The organism is Curtobacterium sp. Leaf154 (assembly GCF_001424595.1).
Taxonomy (GTDB): domain Bacteria; phylum Actinomycetota; class Actinomycetes; order Actinomycetales; family Microbacteriaceae; genus Curtobacterium; species Curtobacterium poinsettiae.
Map to the genome: position 1 here is coordinate 214,745 of NZ_LMOS01000001.1, position 15,149 is coordinate 229,893.

General features: G+C 71.2%; 14 protein-coding genes and 2 tRNA genes. 14 read left to right on the forward strand and 2 right to left on the reverse strand.

The features are described 5' to 3' along the window. Position 1: 1 nt before the first annotated feature. From ASF75_RS00970 to ASF75_RS01005, 8 genes are all read left to right on the forward strand, one after another. Entirely contained in the window at positions 2–1,081 is a 1,080-nt protein-coding gene (locus ASF75_RS00970; RefSeq protein WP_042539014.1) for an ABC transporter permease, read from the forward strand. Next, a complete protein-coding gene (locus ASF75_RS00975) occupies positions 1,078–2,775 on the forward strand; it encodes an ABC transporter ATP-binding protein (RefSeq protein WP_056068308.1) in 1,698 nt (565 codons plus the stop codon). The genes ASF75_RS00970 and ASF75_RS00975 overlap by 4 nt, the downstream gene beginning before the upstream one ends. A gap of 148 nt (positions 2,776–2,923) precedes the next feature. Further along, positions 2,924–3,853 carry an ATP-binding cassette domain-containing protein gene (locus tag ASF75_RS00980; protein ID WP_017886698.1) on the forward strand — a complete coding sequence of 310 codons (930 nt, stop codon included), beginning with the start codon at positions 2,924–2,926 and terminating at the stop codon, positions 3,851–3,853. Then, positions 3,850–4,860: a D-isomer specific 2-hydroxyacid dehydrogenase family protein gene (locus ASF75_RS00985; protein ID WP_235517462.1), complete on the forward strand. Its 1,011-nt coding sequence runs from the start codon at positions 3,850–3,852 to the stop codon at positions 4,858–4,860. Before ASF75_RS00980 ends, ASF75_RS00985 begins: the two co-directional genes overlap by 4 nt. A gap of 115 nt (positions 4,861–4,975) precedes the next feature. Then, positions 4,976–5,048: transfer RNA gene (locus ASF75_RS00990), tRNA-Asn, on the forward strand. 129 nt (positions 5,049–5,177) lie between these two features. Beyond that, positions 5,178–6,710, forward strand: coding sequence for a hypothetical protein (locus ASF75_RS18065; RefSeq protein ID WP_017886700.1), 1,533 nt, complete (start codon positions 5,178–5,180; stop codon positions 6,708–6,710). Next, complete coding sequence (locus ASF75_RS01000; protein WP_235517463.1) at positions 6,707–7,417, forward strand: pentapeptide repeat-containing protein; 711 nt, start codon at positions 6,707–6,709, stop codon at positions 7,415–7,417. The genes ASF75_RS18065 and ASF75_RS01000 overlap by 4 nt, the downstream gene beginning before the upstream one ends. Before the next feature lie 51 nt (positions 7,418–7,468). Further along, positions 7,469–7,957, forward strand: a complete 489-nt coding sequence (locus ASF75_RS01005; protein ID WP_140447958.1) for a hypothetical protein — start codon at positions 7,469–7,471, stop codon at positions 7,955–7,957. 58 nt (positions 7,958–8,015) lie between these two features. Here the strand turns inward: ASF75_RS01005 and def are convergent, their stop codons facing one another. Then, positions 8,016–8,591, reverse strand: coding sequence for a peptide deformylase (def, locus tag ASF75_RS01010; RefSeq protein ID WP_017886703.1), 576 nt, complete (start codon positions 8,589–8,591; stop codon positions 8,016–8,018). 39 nt (positions 8,592–8,630) lie between these two features. Here def and ASF75_RS01015 point away from each other — a divergent pair, with 39 nt between their 5' ends. The 6 genes from ASF75_RS01015 to ASF75_RS01040 all read left to right on the forward strand — a co-directional run bounded on the left by ASF75_RS01015 (position 8,631) and on the right by ASF75_RS01040 (position 13,603). Continuing rightward, a complete protein-coding gene (locus ASF75_RS01015) occupies positions 8,631–9,545 on the forward strand; it encodes a hypothetical protein (protein WP_017886704.1) in 915 nt (304 codons plus the stop codon). Between the two features lie 131 nt (positions 9,546–9,676). Next, a complete protein-coding gene (locus tag ASF75_RS01020) occupies positions 9,677–10,888 on the forward strand; it encodes a glycosyltransferase (RefSeq protein ID WP_056068311.1) in 1,212 nt (403 codons plus the stop codon). A 13-nt stretch (positions 10,889–10,901) separates the two neighbouring features. Next, positions 10,902–10,976, forward strand: a tRNA-Ile gene (locus ASF75_RS01025). 7 nt (positions 10,977–10,983) lie between these two features. Beyond that, positions 10,984–12,108, forward strand: a complete 1,125-nt coding sequence (locus ASF75_RS01030; RefSeq protein ID WP_017886706.1) for an AI-2E family transporter — start codon at positions 10,984–10,986, stop codon at positions 12,106–12,108. Then, positions 12,105–12,944: a DUF1684 domain-containing protein gene (locus ASF75_RS01035; protein ID WP_056068313.1), complete on the forward strand. Its 840-nt coding sequence runs from the start codon at positions 12,105–12,107 to the stop codon at positions 12,942–12,944. Before ASF75_RS01030 ends, ASF75_RS01035 begins: the two co-directional genes overlap by 4 nt. Positions 12,945–13,102: 158 nt before the next feature. Beyond that, entirely contained in the window at positions 13,103–13,603 is a 501-nt protein-coding gene (locus ASF75_RS01040) for a DUF3145 domain-containing protein (RefSeq protein WP_031259468.1), read from the forward strand. A gap of 246 nt (positions 13,604–13,849) precedes the next feature. Here ASF75_RS01040 and ASF75_RS01045 read toward each other — a convergent pair whose 3' ends face one another. Continuing rightward, positions 13,850–15,094, reverse strand: a complete 1,245-nt coding sequence (locus ASF75_RS01045; protein WP_017886709.1) for a beta-ketoacyl-[acyl-carrier-protein] synthase family protein — start codon at positions 15,092–15,094, stop codon at positions 13,850–13,852. Positions 15,095–15,149: the final 55 nt, after the last annotated feature.

Consider the following 15,149-nt stretch of genomic DNA (forward strand, 5'->3'; position numbering starts at 1 on the left):
GATGGCCGACACCACCCTCGTCGACCGCCACGAGCCGCTCTGGAAGCGGCTCCCGGTGGTGGTCCAGCTCCGCAAGAGCACCGGCTGGCAGCGCGCGATGCTCATCGTCGGCGTCGTCATCTGCGCCCTGTACCTGCTCGTCGCGGTGTTCGCCCCGCTCCTCGCCCCGTACGGCTTCGGCCAGCTGCAGGGCGCGGACGGCGAGAGCTTCCCCCGCACTGGCGAACCGAGCGCCGAGCACATCTGGGGCACCACGGTCGGCGGCTTCGACGTGTTCAGCCGCGTGCTCTACGGCGCCCGCACGGCCGTACTCGTCGTCATCGTCGCCGTGATCGTCTCGATCATCGTCGGCGTCCTGCTCGGCATGGTCTCCGGGTACCTGGGCGGCTGGCTCGACCGCGTCCTGGTGGTCGTGGCCGACGCCATCTACGCGTTCCCGTCGCTGCTGCTCGCGATCATCGTGTCCATCGTGATCTCCGGCGGCAACTCGAGCTACTCGGGCGGCATCATCGCCGCGGCGATCTCGATCACCGTCGTCTACGTGCCGCAGTACTTCCGCGTGGTCCGTGCCGAGGCCGTCCGGCTGAAGAACGACGCCTTCGTCGAGTCGGCGCGCGTGATGGGCACGAACCCGTGGCGCATCATGACGCGCCACGTCCTGCGGAACTCGACGCGTTCCCTGCCGCTCATCCTGACGCTCAACGCGAGCGACGCGATCCTGACCCTGGCCGGCCTCGGCTTCCTGGGGTTCGGCATCGGCCCGACGTCCGGTGCCGAGTGGGGCTACGACCTCAGCCGCGCGCTCTCCGACGTCGCGAGCGGCGTCTGGTGGACCGGGGTGTACCCGGGTGTCGCGATCGTGGTGCTCGTACTCGGCGTGACCTTCATCGGCGAGAGCCTGAACGACATCTCCGACCCCCGCCTGCGTGCACGCCGACGGCTGAAGCAGCTGGTGTCGACGAGCGACGCGCGCGGCACCGAGGCAGCGCGCGACGCGCGCCACACCCCCGACGGCAAGGCATCGCCCGACGCCGACGCAGCGCCCGACACGCGGAACGACACGGAAGGGACGGGCGCATGACCCCGACCACCCGCCTGCAACCGGGCGACACCACCACCGAGCCGGTCGTCGTCGTCGACGACCTGACCGTCACCTTCGCGACCGACGGCGGCGCCGTCGACGCGGTCAAGGGCGTCAGCCTCGACGTCCGCCCCGGCGAGGTCCTCGCCCTGGTCGGCGAGTCCGGCTCCGGCAAGTCCGTCACGGCCCGCAGCATGCTGCGGCTCATGCCGGAGACGGCGACACTCGGCGGCGCGGTGCTGCTCGACGGCACCGACGTCGTGTCGGTCGGCTCGCAGAAGCTCCGCGAGCTCCGTGGGACCGCCGGTGCGATGGTGTTCCAGGAGCCGTCGACCGCGCTCAACCCGGTCTTCACCGTCGGGTGGCAGATCGCCGAGGGGCTCCGCGCCCACGGCGGCGTGTCCAGGAAGGAAGCACGGGCGAAGGCCATCGACTACCTCGGTCGCGTCGGCATCCCCGACCCCGAGACCCGCGTCGACCACTACCCGCACCAGTTCTCCGGTGGGCAGAAGCAGCGCGTGGTGATCGCGAGCGCCCTGGCCCTGGAGCCGAGCGTCATCATCGCCGACGAGCCCACGACCGCGCTCGACGTCACGGTGCAGGCCGAGATCCTCGACCTGCTGCGCCGGTGCCGCGACGAGTTCGGCACGGCGATCGTCGTCATCACGCACAACATGGGCGTCGTCGCCGACCTGGCCGACCGCGTCGCCGTGATGTACCAGGGCGAGATCGTGGAGGAGGCGACGGCGACGGCGCTCTTCGCGACGCCGCAGGCCGACTACACCAAGCGGCTGCTCGCAGCGGTGCCGCGGCTCGAAGCGTCGACCGGGGTGGCCCGGCGTGCCGCGATCTCCGAGGACGTCACGCCCCTGGTCGAGGCGAAGGGGCTCGAGATCGAGTACCCCGGCCGGCTCGGCTCGCCGGCGTTCAAGGCCGTCAAGGGCGTCGACCTGGCGATCCGTCCCGGTGAGGTCCTCGGCCTGGTGGGGGAGTCCGGCTCGGGCAAGACCACCATCGGCCGCGCCATGGCCGGTTTGACGAAGGTCACGGGCGGCTCGCTCACGGTCCTCGGCGCGGAGATGCTCGGGTACCGCGAACGCGACTTCAAGCACCTGCGCAAGGACATCGGGTTCGTGTTCCAGGACCCGGCGACCTCGTTCAACCCGCTGCTGACGATCGCCGAGTGCGTCGCCGAGCCGCTGGTCGTGCACAAGGAGGTCTCGAGCCCCCGCGCCGCGCGCAAGCGGGTCGACGAGCTGCTCGAGGCCGTCCAGCTGCCGGCAGCGTACGGCGACCGCTACCCGCACGAGCTTTCCGGTGGGCAGCGCCAGCGCGCGTCGCTCGCCCGGTCGCTGGCGCTCCGGCCGAAGCTGCTCATCGCCGACGAGCCGACGAGCGCGCTCGACGTCTCGGTGCAGGCTCGGGTGCTCGAGCTCTTCCTCGAACTGCAGCAGGACCTCGGCTTCGCGTCGCTGTTCATCAGCCACGACCTCGCGGTCGTGGGCGCGCTGTCCGACCGGATCGCCGTGCTCTACCGCGGCGACCTGGTCGAGACGGGCACGACGGCCGAGGTCCTCGGCGCCCCGCAGCACCCGTACACGCAGCGACTCCTCGCGTCGCTGCCGGTGCCCGACCCAGCGGAGCAGGCGGAGCGACGGCGTACGCTGGAGCGACTGGAGAACGTCGGGTCCTGACCCGACGTGACCCACCCCGGAGGCCCGGCCGACGTCGTCGACGCACGCCGCGCCTCCAGGGTGGTCACCTCCACTGCTGTACGCACGACGGGCCTGCCAGGGCGGCCCGTCGCGAACCGTCGCCAGGGGGCGGCGTGGAAGGGGACCCATGATCGCGGTCAACGGACCGGCGGTCGTCGCGGACGACGTGTCGATCGAGTACCGGGGCGGACGCGGGGGCGAGTCCATCCGGGCCGTCGACGGCGTGAGCCTGTCGGTGCGGCAGGGGGAGATCCTCGCCCTGCTCGGCGAGTCGGGGTCGGGCAAGTCGACCTTCGCCGCCGCCATCGCCGGTCAGCTCGGATCCCACGGCGAGGGCGAGGGTGCGCTGCGCCGACACATCGTCGGCGGCGAGCTGACCGTGCTCGGGCAGAAGACCCGGGGCCTGCGTCCCTCATCGCGCAAGCTCGAACGGCTGAGCGGCCGGATCGGCTACCTGCCGCAGGACGGCGCAGACCGGCTCAGCCCGGACCTCACCGTCGGCGAGGCCGTCGCCGAACCGATCTACGCACGCGACCGCCGGTTCGACCGGCGTGAAGCAGGGCTCATCGTGGCTCGGCTGCTCGACGCCGTGCACCTGCCGCTCGGGACGATGCGCCTGAACACGTGGGAGCTCTCGAGCGGTCAGCGCCAGCGGGTGGCGCTGGCGAAGGCGCTCGTGCTCGAACCCCAGCTGCTGGTCGCCGACGAGCCCGCGCGCGGCGTCGATGTCCTGGTGCGGCAGTCGGTGCTCGAGGCCCTGGCGACCCTGCAGCGCGGACGACAGTTCTCCGCCGTCGTCGTGTCGAGCGACCTGCGCGAGGCCCGTGCGCTGGCCGACCGCGTCGCCGTGATGGCCGATGCCCGGCTCGTCGGGCTCGGCACCTTCGACGAGGTCCTCGACAACCCCGTCGACCCCTACGTGAAGACCCTCGCGTCGACCGCGGCGCGTGGTGTGAAGCGCCGTCCGGCGCCGACGACGGCCCGCCGCTCGTCCGCGCCGCGCCGTCCGCTCGCCGCCGGCACCGGCCCGCGCACCGACCGTCAGGAGAACGCATGAGCACCCCGACCCAGGGCCCGCGCGGCCACCGTGCCGTCGTCCCCACCTCGGGTGCGCCGCTGCCGGTCGAGGCCCCGCAGGCCGGTCCCGTCGCCGTGCTGCCCGAGCCGACCGACCTGCACGTGGACGCCGTCACCGCGGCCGGTGGGACCGTCGCGCCGCTCGACGCCGACACCCGCGGGATCGTCTGGCTCGACCCCCACGACCCGTCCGGCCTGGCCGACGCCCTGTCGTCCGTGCCCGGCGTCGGTTGGGTCCAGCTGCCGTTCGCCGGCGTCGACGCCTTCGCGCACCTGATCCAGGAGCACGGCGACCGCGTGCTGTTCACCTCGGCGAAGGGCGCCTACGCGGAGCCCGTCGCCGAGCACGCACTGGCACTGACCCTCGGCACGCTGCGGGTCCTGCAGCAGCGTGCCCGTGCGTCGTCGTGGGCGACCGAGCCCGAGGGCGTCTCGCTGTACGGGCGGAACGTCGTCGTCATCGGTGCCGGCGGGATCGCGCTCGAGTACCTCCGGCTGCTCGCGCCGTTCGACGTCGAGGCCACCGTGGTGCGTCGCTCGCCCGACCCCGTACCGGGAGCCGCTCGGACCGTCACCACCGACGAACTCGACCAGGTCCTGCCCGACGCCGACGTCGTGATGATCGCGGCGGCGATGACCTCGGGCACCGCGAAGCTCTTCGGCGAGCGGCAGTTCCGGATCATGAAGCCGTCCGCTCGGCTCGTGAACATCGCGCGCGGCGGACTCGTCGACACCGATGCCCTGGTCGCCGCGTTGCGTGCCGGGGAGATCGCTGCGGCGGGACTCGACGTCACCGACCCGGAGCCGCTGCCCGACGACCACCCGCTCTGGTCCGAGCCCGGCGCGGTCATCACCCCGCACCAGGCCGACACCCCGGAGATGGTCGCGCCCCTGCTCGCCGAGCGCGTCCGGCTCAACACCACCGCCTTCCTCGGGGGTGCCGGCGAGGGCTTCGTCGGCGTCGTCGACCCGGTCGCCGGGTACTGACTCCGGGCGCCCACCGCGCGGCGCGCCCGGGCGGCGTGTCCGATGCGGTGGCGGGCCTCAGGGTCCTGCTATGCTGTTACCCGTTGTTCGCACGTCATTCGCCAGCGGACAGTGATCCTCGATAGCTCAATTGGCAGAGCAGCCGGCTGTTAACCGGCAGGTTGTTGGTTCGAGTCCAACTCGGGGAGCGACAGGTCCTCACCCCTCGGGGTGAGGACCTTTTGTGTTCCCGACGGTCCGAATGCCCTCGTCGGGCCCAGCGGGGCGCGCTGCTAGCCTGGGCGGGCGCACCCAGAACCACGGAAGGCCACTGTTCGATGTCGTTGACCCACGAGTCCGCCACCGGACGTGTGACCGGTGACCGGTCCACGGGTCTGCTGGACCGGGCCAACCGCGTGCTCTCCTCACGCACCGCGTTCGTGGTCGTGCTCGTGGCGTTCCTGCTCGTCGGCTTCCTGTTCGCCGTCACGATCCACGTCCCTGCTTCGGCGGCCCCGGACGAGCGTCGGCACATCGGCAACATCATGCTCTACGCGGCTCGCCCGTGGAACGCCGGCCCGTTCCTGCAGGACGTCGACGCGTCGAAGCTGTGGCTCGGCGAGGTCACGCGCTTCCCGGCGTACCTCTACTACTACCTGATGTCGTTCCCGGCGAAGGGGACGCAGGCGCTCGGGCTCCACCTGGAACAGACCGTGATGGTGCTGCGGAGCATCGACGTCCTGGCTGCCGGGGCCGGTCTGTACGCCCTCCGTGCGATGTTCCGGAACGCCGGGGTCCCGACGGCGATCGGCCTGCTCGCCACCGTGGTGACCGCTTCCACCGGCCGCTACGCCTGGCAGGCCGCCACCATCAGTTACGACGCGCCGTCGATGGCCGCCTTCTTCCTCTTCGCCGCCGTCGCGGTCAAGGTCGCCCGTGGCGGTGGACTGCGAACGCTCGCGTGGCTGGTCGTCACCGCGATGCTGGCGCTCATGTTCAAGTACTCCCAGGCGCCGCTCGTGCTGGCCGGAGCCTTCTTCGCCGTGCTGTTCCGGTACCGCGTCGACGGTTTCTCGTGGCTCCGGCACCCCGTGCGTCGAGCCGTCTCGGGCTTCCGCGAACGGCCGTGGCGGTCCGTCGTCCTGGTGGTGATCGGCGGCGCGTTGCTCGCCCTGGTGCTCGAGCGCTTCGGTGTGAACCTGCTCGTCTACCGGGCACTCAACCCCGACTGCGCCGAGATCCACAGCCGCGACGCGTGCATGAACTTCGGCATCTTCCGTCGGAACTACAACGCGGTCCGGACCCACGACCTCGAGGTCGCCGCCGGCACGCTCGAACCGTTCCGGCCGGTCTCCTTCCTCTGGATGTGGATCACCACCTACTTCCGGTCGCTCTTCTTCTTCTGGGGTCCGTCGCTGCCCTGGCGCCCGAACACCGCCGTCGTGCTGTTCGGCGCCGTCGCCAGCGTCGGTGCCGTGGCGATCGCGGTGACCCAGATGCGCCGGGTGCTCCGGAACGCGGCCATGTGGTGGCTGGCAGCCGTCCCCGTCGCCTACACGGTGGCGGTGCTGTGCTTCAACGCCGCGACCGCGGTGAACCTCCGGCAGGACTTCGCGTTCTCGGGCCGTTACCTGTTGCCGGTGCTGCCGATGATCGCGGCCGTGGTGCTGCTCGGTCTCGCCTCGTGGATCCGACGGCTGCACGGGCGCGCGGCCACCGTGGCGTGGGTCGTCGTGATCGTGGTGGGTGTCGTGCTCTTCGTCTTCTACAACCCGATCAGCGCCTTCTTCCCGTACGCCAACTCGGCGGCCTGGTACTCGAGCTGGGCCCGCGACGTCCTGCCCCAGTGGCTCACGGGGGTGCGCTCGTGAACCGCGCCGCACGGTTCCGCGGCGTCGTCGTGGCTGCCCTGACCATCCTGTTCTTCGTCGTCATCGGCGTCGCGGCCTTCGCGCGAACCGGGGGGACCAGCGCCGGGGAACGCCAGATCGGTTCGTGCACGGTCCGCACGGCGCCCGAGCCGGGTGCCGTGACGACCTGCCCGGAACAGGACCTCGCCGGTGTGCGCTTCGCCACCGTCGACCTGCGTCTGGCCGACCTGCACGGCGCGGACCTGCGCGGTTCGGACCTGCGTGACAGCGTGCTCTACGGCGCCGACCTGCAGGGGGCGAACCTGCGCGGAGCGGACCTGCGTGGTGTCGACCTGTACAGCGCGGACCTGCGGGGGGCGGACCTGCGTGACGCCGACCTGGGCACCGCGGACCTGACGGTCGCCGACATCAGCGGGGCGCAGATCGACGGCATCGACCTGAGCAAGGCGAAGCTGGCCGGTCTGACCGTCAAGGGGACGCCACTGGAACTCGCCGACCGGACGCTGCAGAGCCCCGACGGCAAGCCGGTGACCGTGCCCATCCGGCTCGACCTGCCGCGCGGGGTGTCGTCGACGAGCTGCGTCCGGCAGGACGTGCAGGCTCCGGTCGGCACCACCCAGGTGCGCTGCCGGATGAGCACCGATGCCGACCGCGGTGGTCGGCTCGACCAGCGCGCGACGATCACGGTCACCGGCCCGACACCCTGACCGACGTCGCTCGTGCGGCTGGTACCCGGCGGATGCTGTTAGCGTTCACAGGTGCACCGTTCTCGTTCCCCTCGATCCGCCCTGCTGGGCGTCGTCGTGGCGGTGACGGCGGTGCTCACCGGCTGCAGCAGCGTCGGCCCTGACACCGATGCGTCCGAGGACCCGACGAGCTCGGACACCGGGCTGGGTTCAGGCGCGTCACCGGTCGTCTTCGCGTTCGTCTGCGGCGGGGACGGCGCTGACCGCGCGAGCTACACGACCTACGCAGCGGTGTGGGAAGCCGCGCGTGCCGACTGCTCGGCGAAGCGGCTGACCGGCTCGGTGCCGTCGAGCCAGCAGCAGTCCGCGGTGACGGCGGCGCGCGGTGACGCGACCCTGGTCGAGCTCGCGAGCGCCTGCGCGGTGCGCGACTCGGCGCCGTGGACGTCGGCGGTCGCCGACGAGCGCGGTGCCCACGTGGCCGAGGGGCTCCTGCGGTACTGCCCGGGGCACCCGGAGACCGACCGCCTGCGGGACGCGCTGGCGGCGTACCGGGGCTGACCCGGGCCTCCAGACCGACCGCCTGACCCACGACCGACCGACGGCCGCGGGACGGGCGTCAGCCCTCGGGGTGGTCGCGACCCGGCAGCCAGGACTGGCCGGGGCCGCCCCAGCTGCTCTTGCGGATCGCCTTGGCGACCTGCTTGCCGTAGGGGTGCACGAGACGGTCGGCGTAGAGCCAGCCGTCCAGGTGGTCGTACTCGTGCTGGAAGATGCGGGCCAGCCAGCCGTGCGCCTCGACCTCGAACGGGGTGCCGTGCTCGTCGGAGGCGCGCAGCAGGGCGCCCTCGGAGCGGCGGAGCGGGAAGCGCTCGCCCGGGATCGACAGGCAGCCCTCGGACTCCTCGTCCTCGTCGAGCTCCTCGACGGACTCGGGGACCGGGGGCGTGGTCCACAGGACGGGGTTCACGGCGGCGCCCCGGTGCAGCACGTCGTCGTCGTCGGTGTAGGAGTACACGAACAGGCGCTTGCCGACGCCCACCTGCGGTCCGGCCAGGCCGACGCCCGGTGCCAGGTCCATGGTCTCGAGCATGTCGGCGACGAGGGAACGGAGGTCGTCATCGAACGCGGTGACCTCGGCTGCACGCTCGTGCAGGACGGGTTCGCCGGTGATGCGGATCGGGAGAACGGCCATTCACCCAGGTTATCCGGCGGGGGACGGTAGCCTCGACGCGTGACGACGGACCTCCAGCTGCCCGACGCCGTGAGCAACCTCACGCCGTTCCAGGCGCTGATGATCCCGGTGGCCCTGGTCGGTGCGGTGTTCCTGTCGCTCGGGGCGCAGTTCCAGAGCCGTGGGGTGCAGCGGGTCGAAGCGCGTCTCGGTCGGCAGTCGAAGGGGCTGAGCGTCCGCCACGTGGTGGGGCTCGTCTCGAGCGGCTACTGGGTGCTCGGCACGCTCATGCTCGGCATCGCGGTGGTGCTGCAGCTCATCAGCATCACGTTCGCGCCGCTGATCGTCGTGCAGCCGCTGGGTGCCGTGGCGCTGGTGATCACGACGTGGTTCTCGTCGCGTGCGTCGGGGATCCCGCTCGGCCGTCGTGCTCGTCGTGCCGTGTGGACGTGCATCATCGGTGTCGGCATCTTCGTCGGGATCGCGGCGTTCGTCGGGCACGAGAGCGCGATCACCCGCCAGCAGCTCGTCACCGTGCTGGTGATCCTGGCGGTCGTGCTGGTGCTGGTGCTCGTGTCGTTCCGCCTGGTCGCCAAGCGCCGGAACGCCCTGTACTACATCGTCGGCGCCGGCGTGCTCTACGGCTTCGTGGCGACGCTGGCCAAGGTGGTGCTGAACCGGTTCGTGAACCACACCTTCGACTGGTTGACCGTGCTCGCCATCGTCGGCGTGGTCGTCGCGGCGTCGCTCGGGGGGTACTTCGTGCAGAACGCGTACTCCAGCGGCTCGGCCGACCTGGTGATCGCGGGGCTGACCGTCATCGACCCGATCGTCGCGGTCGGCATCGGCGTGATCGTGCTCGGCGAGGCAACGGGGGCGCCGTGGTTCGCGGTGGCGGGGTTCGTGGTCGCCGCGGGCATCGCCATCACCGGGGTGTTCCTGCTCGCCAAGCACCACCCCCAGACCCGGACCTGACGGCCGCGGCGCGCTCGGCGCTCGGCGCCCGGTGGTCGCGGCGCTCATCCGCGCGGCTGACGCGACCGTCGATCCTGGTGCGATAGCGTCACAGCCGACCAGCCATCGCCCACGAGAGGACGAACTCAGCCGTGTCAGGAGACGCCACCACCGCCACCGCCGGACCGACGGGTGCGACGGGCGGTCACCGACCGCTGCGCGTGCTGATCGCAGCGGACACCTTCGCCCCCGACGTCAACGGCGCCGCGACCTTCGCCGAGCAGCTCGCCGTCGGACTGGCCGAGCGCGGGCACGAGGTGCACATCGTGGCCCCGGCGTCGAGCCGCCACTACGGCACCTTCGACGAGGAGCACCACGGCGTCACCCTCGTCGTGCACCGCCTGAAGTCGTACAAGTGGCCGCTGCACCCGTGGCTGCGCTTCGTGTGGCCGTGGAGCGTCCGGAAGTGGACCGCCCCGATCCTCGACGCGGTCAAGCCCGACGTGCTGCACATCCAGTCGCACGTGGTCATCGGTCGTGGCATCGTGCACGAGGCGAACGACCGCGGCATCCGGGTCATCGCGACGAACCACTTCATGCCGGAGAACCTGCTCGAGTACACGCCGTTCGGCAAGTGGACGCTGCCCCTCGCGCTGAAGATCGCGTGGAGCGACGCCGCCAAGACCTACCGGCTGGCCGACACGATCACGACGCCGACCAACCTGGCCGCCGACTACCTGCGGAAGGCCATCGCCGGCCAGCAGGTCCTGGCGATCTCGTGCGGCATCGACGCGTCCCGCTACGTCGCGCGCGAGGGGCGCCCGGTCAACAACGACATCGTCTTCGTGGGCCGGGTCGCCCCGGAGAAGAACCTCGACGTCCTGGTCCGTGCCGTGGCGCTGCTGCCGGCCGAGCTGGCCACGACCCTGACCATCGTCGGCGACGGCGAGATGATCCCGAAGCTCACCGCACTGGCGAAGGAGCTCGGGCTCGAGGACCGCGTGCGGTTCCTGGGCTTCGTCTCGGACGAGCGCAAGCAGGAGGCCCTGACCAACGCGACGGTGTTCGCGATGCCGTCGACGGCCGAGCTGCAGAGCATCTCCTCGCTCGAGGGGATGGCGTCCGGGCTCCCCGTGGTCGCCGCCGACTCGATGGCGCTCCCGCACCTGATCGACGGCAACGGGTACCTGTTCGCCCCGGGCGACGTCGACGACCTGGCGGCGAAGCTCACGACGGTGCTCACCGCCCCGGAGTCCGACTACGTGGCGATGCGGGAACGCAGTCTGGCCATGATCGAGGCGCACGACATCAACCGCACGCTGTCGACGTTCGAGTCGCTGTATCGTGGTGAGCCGGTGGCCTGAGGGCCTCCGGCGAGGGGCGGTAGCCAAGCTGGTCAAGGCAGTCGGCTCATAACCGAACGATCCGCGGGTTCGAGTCCCGCCCGCCCTACGTGCACATGCCAAGGAAGCGCGACACGTCGCAGGACGACCACGCACCGACACCGAACGTCACCTTCGAGGTGACCCGTGGCGGTACCGGCGTGCGCGTGAACGCGTTCCGGCTGGGGTTCATGGGCGCCATCGGGGTCCTCGTCGCCCTGCTCGCCGGGTCGATCATCAACGAGCTGAGCACGGTCCTGGTCTACATCGGGGTCGCGCTGTTCCTGGCGCTCGGCATCGACCCGCTCGTGTCGTTCCTCGAGCGGATCATCCCGCGGTGGGCGGCCATCACGATCGTCGTGGTCGGGGTGCTCGGGGCCTTCGCCGGCATCGTGTTCGCGGTGGTGCCGATCCTGGTGGACCAGGCGTCGAACCTGATCCAGAACTTCCCTGAGATCGTGCAGGACATCTCGCAGCAGCAGTGGGTGCAGGACCTGTCGAAGCAGTTCGCCGGGTCGTTCGACATCGACCACGCGCTGCAGTCGCTGCAGTCCTTCGTCGAGAAGCCGGGCAACCTGCTCAGTGTCGGCGGCGGGATCCTGGCGGTCGGCAGCGGGATCCTGTCCGGTGTCACCGGGGCGCTCATCGTCATCATCCTGATGCTCTACTTCCTCGCGTCGATGCGGGGCATGAAGCGTGCGGCGTACCGGTTCGTCCCGGCGTCGCGTCGTCAGAACTTCATCGACGTGAGCGAGCAGATCACGCAGGCGGTCGGTCGCTACGTCGTCGGGCAGGTGTCCCAGGCGCTCATCAACGGCATCCTCAGCTTCTTCTTCCTGCTCATCATCGGGGCGCCGCTGCCGGTGCTGCTCGCGTCGTTCGCGTTCCTCGGTTCGCTCATCCCGCTCGTCGGCACGTTGGCCGCCGCGATCGTGATCTCGTTGCTCTGCTTCTTCGCGTCACCGGCGACCGCCCTCGCCGCGGCGATCTACTACCTGGTGTACATGCAGGTCGAGGCCTACCTGATCTCGCCGCGCATCATGTCGCGAGCAGTCCAGGTACCCGGTGCGCTCGTGGTCATCGCCGCCGTCGCGGGCGGCACCATCGGCGGTGTGCTCGGCGCGCTCGTGGCCCTGCCCGTCGCGGCGTCGGTCATCATCATCGTGCAGAAGGTCATCTACCCCCGCCAGGAACAGTCGTGACGCGCGGCGACGGCGCGACCGCCGCGGTCGCCGCCTTCGCCGAGCACGTCGACGAACGTGACCGCTGGGCGCGCAGTGCTCGCGGACCGCTCGCCCTGGTGAACGCGCAACACGTCGACCACCCGCAGCCGGTCTGGCCGGTCCCCGGCACCTGGGCTCCGGCGCCCGGCGGACTCACCGTCACGGCCGAGGCGTCCGACGGCGTCGTCGTGGACGGCGTGCCGGTCAACGGGACGGTGCTGGTCGCGGGGGACACCGCCGTCGTCCCGTCCACTGTCGCGCTGCCGGACGGCTTCGCCGGCACCGTCACCGGCGACACCCTGCGTGTCTGGGACCCGTCGTCCGAGGCGATCGCCCGCTTCGCGCACATCGCCCGCTTCGAGCGGTCCGGCGACCGGGTGACGTCCGGCACGTACGTCCCGCTGGTGGACGACGGCCAGGAGGCCCGTGGCAGCGTCCGCGACGCCGCCGGCGACGCCCTGCCGGTTGCCGGACACGTCGAGACCGTCGTGGACGGCGCCACGGTGCGGTTCGTCGCCGTCCGGTCGGCCGCGTTCCGCGGAGTCGCGAGACTGCAGCTCATCGTGCAGGACGCCACGAGTGCCCTGGCCGAGGACGACCCGAGCAGCAGCTACTCGATGGGTCGGTTCCTGTACCTCGACGACCCCGGCGCCGAGTCCACGGTCGAGCTCGACTGGAACCTGCTGGTCCTGCCGCCGTGCGCGTTCTCGTACCAGTACGCCTGCCCGATCCCTCCGGAGGAGAACCGTGTCCCCGTGCCGATCACGGCGGGGGAGCGGCACCCGGTCGACGCGAGCGGTGCCGTCCTGCACTGAACCCGGTCGGGTCCTTGCCGTTCCCAGGCGTGGCGCTGCATAATGGGCGTGTCCCGTCGGGACATCACAATCGCATACCGATGGTTCCGTGGCCCCTCGGGTCAGGATCCTCCGCACCAGGTCGATGGGGAAGTCGCACCTGACGTATCGGAGGAACCGTGAACGGAACGACGACAGGAGTGCTCTACGTGCACTCCTCACCCCGCGCGCTCTGCCCGCACGTCGAATGGGCAGCAGGTCGCGCGATGAACCGCGCCGTGAACTTCTCGTGGCTCGACCAGCCCGCGCAGGACGGTGCGCGTCGGACCGAGTTCACGTGGACCGGTGCGGTCGGTGCCGGTGCCGCGATCGCCTCTGCCCTGCGCGGGTGGGAGCACCTGCGGTACGAGGTCACCGAGGAGCCGACGAGCGCCTCGGACGGTGGTCGCTGGATGCACACGCCCGACCTCGGGGTGTTCTACGCGCAGACCGACGTCACGGGCAACATGGTCATCCCCGAGGACCGGGTGCGCTACGCGATGGAGGTCGCGGGCAGCAACGCCCTCGAACTGCACCGTGAGTTGCGACTGGCCCTCGGGCAGGCCTGGGACGACGAGCTCGAGCCCTTCCGCCACGCCGCCGAGGGCAACCCGGTCGTCTGGCTGCACCGCGTCGGCTGATCCGGACTCGCCACACGCCGGCGTGTTGGGTGCGCCAGACGCCGGTGTACCGGGTGCGTTAGACGCCGGTGTGTCGCCCGGACACCGCCACAGACTCGAGACGCCGCCGAAAACGGCGGCGTCTCGTCGTTCCTCGGGCGCCACAGGAACACGACGGCGTGTGGACGGGGGGCTGACCCGGGCACCGGAACGACGGAAGCCCGCCCCGACGACGCGGGACGGGCCTCCTGGCAGGTGCTGCCGTGACTAGACGCTGCGGAACGCGACCACGGCGTTGTGTCCGCCGAAGCCGAACGAGTTGCTGACGGCGAGCAGGTCGCCTTCGGGCAGCGCGCGCGGTTCGCGGGCGACGTCCATGACGATCTCCGGGTCCTGGTCGTGCAGGTTGATCGTCGGCGGCGCGACGCGGTTGTGCAGCGCGAGGACGGTGAAGACCGCCTCGATCGCACCGGCACCACCGAGCAGGTGGCCCGTGGACGCCTTGGTGGCCGACACCACGACGTTGTCCAGGTGGTCGCCGAAGACCCGACGCATCGCGTGGTACTCGGCGACGTCCCCGACGGGGGTCGAGGTGGCGTGCGCGTTGACGTGCACGACGTCCTCGATGCTCGCGTCGGCGTGCTCGAGGGCCTGCAGGACCGCACGGGCGGCGGCGCTGCCCTCGGGGTCCGGCGCGGTGATGTGGAAGGCGTCCGAGGTGATGCCGGAGCCGGCGACCTCGGCGTAGATGGTCGCGCCGCGGGCCTCGGCGTGCTCCTTCGACTCGAGGATGAGCGCCGCGGCGCCGTCACCGAGGACGAAGCCGTCACGCGTGACGTCGTAGGGGCGCGACGCGGTCTCGGGGGAGTCGTTGCGGCGCGACAGGGCCTGCATGGCGGCGAACGCGGCCAGCGGGAGCGGGTGCAGCGCGGCCTCGGCGCCACCGGTGATGACGATGTCGGCGTCGCCGTCGGCGATGTGCCGGTAGGCCTCGGCCAGCGACTCGGTCGACGAGGCACACGCCGACAGGTAGGTGCGGGCGCCGCCACGGGCGCCGAACTCCATCTCGATGGCGGCGGCGGGACCGTTCGCCATGAGCATCGGGACCGTCATCGGCAGGACGCGACGCGGGCCCTTCTCGCGCAGGGTGTCCCAGGCGTCGAGCAGCGTGTTCACGCCACCGATGCCCGTTGCCCAGTCGACGATCAAGCGCTCGGGGACGACCGACTCGTCGTCGATGCCGGCGTCGGCCCATGCTTCGCGCGCTGCGACGAGCGACAGCTGCGACGAGGGGTCGAGGCGCTTCGACTCGGGGCGGGTGAGCTGGTCGGTGAGGAAGGTGCGCGCCTGGCCGGCGAACTCCACGGGGAGTTCGAGGTCGGCGTAGCGGGGGTCCTCGATGCGGGTGATGCCGGACTTGCCGGCGAGCAGCGCGTCCCAGGTGTCCGGGGCGGTCGCGGCGAGGGGTGAGATCGCACCGATCCCGGTGACGACGACGGTCTTCTTGGTCATGGGACGACGTGTTCTTTCGTTGGGGTGAACAAGATGAGCGCCGCGGCCCGCAGGG

Bases quoted from the DNA above. Each gene is read 5' to 3' on its own strand.
- ASF75_RS00970 (WP_042539014.1), top strand. From the start codon at position 2: ATGGCCGACACCACCCTCGTCGACCGCCACGAGCCGCTCTGGAAGCGG.
- ASF75_RS00975 (WP_056068308.1), top strand. From the start codon at position 1,078: ATGACCCCGACCACCCGCCTGCAACCGGGCGACACCACCACCGAGCCG.
- ASF75_RS00980 (WP_017886698.1), top strand. From the start codon at position 2,924: ATGATCGCGGTCAACGGACCGGCGGTCGTCGCGGACGACGTGTCGATC.
- ASF75_RS00985 (WP_235517462.1), top strand. From the start codon at position 3,850: ATGAGCACCCCGACCCAGGGCCCGCGCGGCCACCGTGCCGTCGTCCCC.
- ASF75_RS18065 (WP_017886700.1), top strand. From the start codon at position 5,178: ATGTCGTTGACCCACGAGTCCGCCACCGGACGTGTGACCGGTGACCGG.
- def (WP_017886703.1), bottom strand. From the start codon at position 8,591: ATGGCCGTTCTCCCGATCCGCATCACCGGCGAACCCGTCCTGCACGAG.
- ASF75_RS01030 (WP_017886706.1), top strand. From the start codon at position 10,984: ATGCCAAGGAAGCGCGACACGTCGCAGGACGACCACGCACCGACACCG.
- ASF75_RS01045 (WP_017886709.1), bottom strand. From the start codon at position 15,094: ATGACCAAGAAGACCGTCGTCGTCACCGGGATCGGTGCGATCTCACCC.